We start from the raw sequence: 2374 nt of genomic DNA on the forward strand, positions 1-2374 counted from the left end.
TGCAAAACGATCCAATAGGGCGACATAATCTTGCTCTGACTTCATCGCCGCAAGGCGTTGATACAGCTCCGGGATCTGGTTTTCTTTCAGTGTTAAGTACGCCGATGGATAACTGCCGACCACTCCGCGCACTAAAGTCAAATTATCATTTTTGGGGTCGCGGTTGTTCTGTTCATCAAACAAGCTCGAGATATTGGTGTGGGCATTGTTGTGGATGAGCGTAAACAGTTGCGGTTTACCTTGTTCACTTTCAATCATCAACATCATCAATTGCGGAATGGGCAGCAAACCTTCACCACGCAGATGATCGATTTGGCGCAAAGCAAACTCATGTTCGGCTTTGAATCCCGTTTGAGTTATCACGTATCGATCACTCAATACCGACTGTACTTGCTTGCGGAGTTTAGCAAACAGCTCCTGTTTCGGGTTATCAGTCACATAGTTAACGCTGGTTGGCTGATCAAAGGGTTTTACGTTACGTTGCAAGAAATCGGAAAACTGTACACTTTGATTTTGGTACCAACTAGATAACTCCTGATGGCGCATATCGCGTGGTAGCAGGGCAACAAAATTACTCTCACCCTCCATGCGCAGAAAATCCATGAACATACGAGTAATCAACTGATGTCCGAAATTGCCATACACATCAAAACCAGCAACAAGCAGATAATGAATGCGCTCAAGCAGCGCATAATCCATTATCCAAGCGGTTTTGGGAGGCTCACCCACCAATCCTTGCACGACAGATGCGCTATCGAAATGGCGGAAAATCGTTAATGCGGCATTAGGGTTTGTGCCCGCTCCATCCCAAATGATGTCCGTGGTAAGGTGCGTACCATTTTTAAACCATTGATTAATAAATTCAGATTTTGCTTCGAGATAACGGCTTTGTTGTAGCGAATAACGTACCCAGTTACTCAGCGGCAGTGCCGTATTCTCTTGTTCAGCCGGTAGCTTCAAATTGTCGACTTGTGAGCGATAGAATTCGTTGACTTCTGGAAGATCGGCTTTCTCAGGATCGAGGAAGAAGACCCAGAATCTATCGTTAATCACATTCAGCGCCAACTGGCCTCGACACACTGGGCCTTTGATAAAGGCCATCACCGTATTTTGCGCATTATCGAGCAAGAACTTAAAGCGCGCTTTAACGGGAAGGTCGATGAACGCGGACATCGGGTTTGCGGCAATATCCGGACGATAACTTGGAAGCTCGGCAACCTCATAATCTGCATCAATAAACCAGAGTTTCCAGTTGGCAATCCGTTGTTTGTGGAGTGCGAAAGGCATGTGGGTTTTATCGACAATCGTCTCTTGTTCTGGCACAAGGCGATAATAGACTCGCTCAACGCCCGGATCATCGTACGGACGACGTGTCACGATTCGTTTTACAGGCTCACCCGGTGGAGTACTGGAGCGGATGAGTTTAAAGAAACGAGGCCGCTCCTGCGCTATCTCTGAAAAGTACAGATGTGAGAGGAATAGATGTTCGTAGATATAGCGTGCTGCGAGCTGATTTTTACGCGAGCTGTGATTCAACAAGGCTTCGTATTCCGTAACCAAAGCTTGTTCTTGCGCACTCAGCGGGAGCGCTTGATTCATCACTGCTCCCTCTTGTAGCCAAGAGAGCAGGGTAGCGTACTCCTTGGGGGATAAATTCGGCATACCAAAGGGCATTCCCCAATTAGGATTCACTTGTTCGAAGTGATCCATTTCGTTGATCGTTGGGCAGGTTTGCTCACGATCAATAGAAAAATCAAATCCTTGTAACTGATCTTGCTGTGGCAGTGGATGACGCTCTTTCTGCATCAGCAAACGTGCCATCACCCCAGCATCAAGATTGGCTTGCGCGGTTTGATCTCGCTCATTCAGTACGGGATGAAAACCAGCAGCTCGCCACTCTTGGGTTAACTGAGCATCTTCGTAAAGACGAGTTGGAGTAGCGGCCGTCAGCCGAGTTCCCTGATAAACCAACGCTTTGCTCGCCCCGCGATCAATGCCTTCAGCCGAGGTCATTTTGAGCTGACAGGGGGCATCGTAACAGGCGTGACAGACGACACAGCGGTTATCTAAGATGGGTTTTACTTCGTTTAAAAAATGCTGAGCTTGGCTAGAGTGCAAAGGTAATTGTCGCTCACGTACCTGCTCTGTGCCAAAGAGCTGATCATAGTTGATGCCTGCGTACATGGCGCAACCGGAGAAAATCGTGGCCAGCAGCAACAGAATCGAAGATTTGAAATTCATAATGACAAAATTCAAGAAGAGAATGGGTGAATTAAAGCAAAGGAAGAGGGGAGATGTCCAACTCACGGTGCACTTTCATTCCGCTTGCTTTAAAGAAACAAGCGTATACCCAAACCACTTGCAGTTGCATGTG

1 protein-coding gene is annotated in these 2374 nt (G+C 47.3%); it reads right to left on the reverse strand.

Annotated elements, in window-relative coordinates; translation table 11 throughout:
• On the reverse strand, window positions 1–2241 hold a 2241-nt coding region (locus GOU96_RS17250), incomplete at its 3' end, for a fatty acid cis/trans isomerase (protein ID WP_267783226.1).
• Between the last annotated feature and the right edge of the window lie 133 nt (window positions 2242–2374).

The sequence above is a fragment of the Vibrio sp. R-1 genome, assembly GCF_035615595.1.
Classification (GTDB): Bacteria; Pseudomonadota; Gammaproteobacteria; order Enterobacterales; family Vibrionaceae; genus Vibrio; species Vibrio cholerae.